Below are 3,682 nucleotides of genomic sequence, written 5' to 3' on the forward strand. Positions count from 1 at the left end.
TCGAAGTCCAGCGACACCCCGTCGCGCAGCTTCAGAACACCGTCCACGATCTCGAACCGCGCGTCATCGACCGTGAAGCTCACTGTGTCGCCGGCATCCGGATCATCCACCGTCACCAGCCCGACCACCGCACCGGCAACGCCTTCGGCGACACTGGTGCCATCCAGCACCGGCACCGCCGGCGCTTCGTTCACATTGGTGACGCTGATCGTCACCAGCGTCGACGCCGTCAGACCGCCGGCATCCGCAGCCGTCACAACCACCGTCACCGACGGCTCAGCCTCGTGATCCAGGCTGATCCCGTCACGCAGCTTCAACTGGCCGCCGACCACCTCGAAGCGCGCGTCATCGACCGTGAAGCTCAACGCATCGCCATCCGGGTCACCGGCCGTCACCGTCCCGACAACGGCGCCCGCCGCGTTCTCCGCAACCGTGCCGCCGCCGATCACCGGCGCAGACGGCGCCTCGTTCGCGTCGTCGACCGTGATCGTCACGCTCCGCTGCGCGCTCAATCCGCCGCCATCGGTCACCGTGATCACCAGATCGACGCTCGACGCCGCCTCGCGATCCAGGCTGATCCCGTCCTTCAGCTTCAGCACGCCCGAGACGATCTCGAACCGCGCATCATCGACCGTGAAGCTCAGCCGGCCATTGCTGCTGCCCGCCGCATCCGGATCGCTCGCCGTCACCCGGCCGATCACCGCGCCCGCCGCGTTCTCGGCCACAGTGTTGCCGGCCAAAACCGGCGCCGACGGCGCCTCGTTCACGTCCAGAACCCGGATCAGCACATCCGCCGACGCGGTATCGCCTTCCGTCACCGACGCCGTGATCCGGATTGTAATTTCCGAGGCCGCCTCGCGATCCAGGCTGACACCGTCCACCAGCTTCAGCGTCGGCACGCCCGCCGCATCGATCACCTCGAAGCGCGCATCATCGACCGTGTACACCGCACCATTGCCCGAGGGCAGCGTCCCGATCACGGCTCCAGCCGCATTCTCAAGCACCTGCCCGCCGCTCAGAACCGGCAGCGGCGCCGTCACCCCGTCATCCACAACCGTGATCGTCACCGACCGCGTCGCAGACAACCCGCCCGCATCCGTGGCCGTGATCACCAGATCGACCGTCGCCTCGGTCTCGAAATCCAGCGACACCCCGTCACGCAGCTTCAGAACACCGTCCACGATCTCGAACCGCGCGTCATCGACCGTCAGCTCGACCGTGTCACCGGCATCGACATCGCCGCTCGTCACCGTCCCGATCACCGCGCCGGCAACGTTCTCGGCAACCGCATTGCCGCTGAGAACCGGCGCCGTCGGCGCCTCGTTCTCGTCGGTCACAGTGATGGTGATATCGCTGCTGACCTCGATACCGTTCGCGGCCCGGCCGGTGATCACCAGCGACACCTGCGGCTCGGTCTCGTAATCGAGCGAGACACCATCCCGCAGCTTCAGAACCCCGCCCGCGATCTCGAACCGGGCATCGTCGACCGTGAAGGTCACGCCGGCGCCATCCGGATCCTGCTCGACACTCACCGTGCCGATCACTGCGCCGGGGAGGTTCTCAACCACCTGATCATTGTCGATCTGCGGCACCGTCGGCGCCTCGGCGACATTGGTCACCGTGATCCGGATCACGCTGCTGGTCTCAAGACCCTCGGCGTCGATCGCGGTGATCGTCAGGTCGATGAACGGCTCGGTCTCATGATCGAGGAACTCACCGCCCGCCAGTTGCAGCACGCCGTCCACGATCTCGAAGCGCGGATCATCGACCGTGAAGCTCAGCGTGTCGCCCGCATCCGGGTCGCTCGCCGTCACCGTCCCGATCACCTGCGCGTCTTCACGCACCGTCGTGTTCGACAGCACCGGCGCCGTCGGCGCCTCGTTCTCGTTCGTGACCTGGATGGTGATATCGCTGCTGACCTCGATACCGTTCGCGGCCCGGCCGGTGATCACCAGCGACACCTGCGGCTCGGTCTCGTAATCGAGCGACACGCCATCCCGCAGCTTCAACACCCCGCCCGCGATCTCGAACCGGGCATCGTCGACCGTGAAGGTGACACCGGCGCCATCCGGATCCTGCTCGACACTCACCGTGCCGATCACTGCGCCGGGGAGGTTCTCAACCACCTGATCATTGTCGAGCTGCGGCACCGTCGGCGCCTCGGCGACATTGGTCACCGTGATCCGGATCACGCTGCTGGTCTCAAGACCCTCGGCATCGATCGCGGTCAGCGTCAGGTCGATGAATGGCTCGGTCTCATGATCGAGGAACTCACCGCCAGCCAGTTGCAGCACGCCGTCGACGATCTCGAAGCGCGGATCGTCGACCGTGAAGCTCAGCGTGTCGCCCGCATCCGGGTCGCTCGCCGTCACCGTCCCGATCACCTGCGCGTCTTCACGCACCGTCGTGTTCGACAGCACCGGCGCCGTCGGCGCCTCGTTCTCGTTCGTGACCTGGATGGTGATATCGCTGCTGACCTCGATACCGTTCGCGGCCCGGCCGGTGATCACCAGCGACACCTGCGGCTCGGTCTCGTAATCGAGCGACACGCCATCCCGCAGCTTCAACACCCCGCCCGCGATCTCGAACCGGGCATCGTCGACCGTGAAGGTGACACCGGCGCCATCCGGATCCTGCTCGACACTCACCGTGCCGATCACTGCGCCGGGGAGGTTCTCAACCACCTGATCATTGTCGAGCTGCGGCACCGTCGGCGCCTCGGCGACATTGGTCACCGTGATCCGGATCACGCTGCTGGTCTCAAGACCCTCGGCGTCGATCGCGGTGATCGTCAGGTCGATGAACGGCTCGGTCTCGTAATCGAGGAACTCACCGCCAGCCAGTTGCAGCACGCCGTCGACGATCTCGAAGCGCGGATCATCGACCGTGAAGCTCAGCGTGTCACCCGCATCCGGGTCGCTCGCCGTCACCGTCCCGATCACCTGCGCGTCTTCACGCACCGTCGTGTTCGACAGCACCGGCGCCGTCGGCGCCTCGTTCACATCGCCGACCGCGATGGTCACCACCGCCGAGCGCGCGCCCTCGATCGTGGTCGCGGTCAGCAGCAGGGTCAGGCGGTCCGCCGCCTCATGGTCCAGCGACACGCCATCACGCAGCTTCAGAACCTGGCGGCCGTCGATCTCCACGATCTCGAACCGCCCATCATCCACCGTCAGCGTCACATCCACGCCCGGGTCGACATCCTCCAGGAAGCCGATCACCCCCACAACCGCGCCAGGGCTGTTCTCGTCAACCCGGCCATCCGCGATCACCGGCACCGGCGGTGTCGTGTCGGGCCGCACCGTCAGCGTCACCGCGGTCTGCGCGCTCAACCCGCCGCCATCGGTGACCGTGATCACCAGATCGACCGAGGCCGCATCCGCCGCCGAGATGACAACGCCCTCGCGCAGCTTCAGCACACCGCCCACGATTTCGAACCGCGCATCGTCGACCGTATAGGTCAGCCGCCCGTTCGGGCCGCTGGCCGCGTCCGGATCGCTCGCCGTCACCCGGCCCACGATCGCGCCGTCATCGCCGCCCTGAACCGTATCGCCGGTCAGAACCGGTGCCACCGGCGCCTCGTTCACGTCCCCGACCGCGATCGTCAGCAGCGTCGAGGCCGACAACCCGCCGGCATCGGTCGCGGTGATCACCACCGTCACCGTGCCGGTGGTCTCGTGAT

General features: G+C 66.8%; 1 pseudogene. It reads right to left on the reverse strand.

From position 1 onward, the window contains the following. Positions 1 to 3,682, reverse strand: a pseudogene (locus tag IEW15_RS25015) (cadherin repeat domain-containing protein); the annotation flags it as partial.

It is taken from the genome of Tistrella bauzanensis (assembly GCF_014636235.1).
GTDB lineage: Bacteria > Pseudomonadota > Alphaproteobacteria > Tistrellales > Tistrellaceae > Tistrella > Tistrella bauzanensis.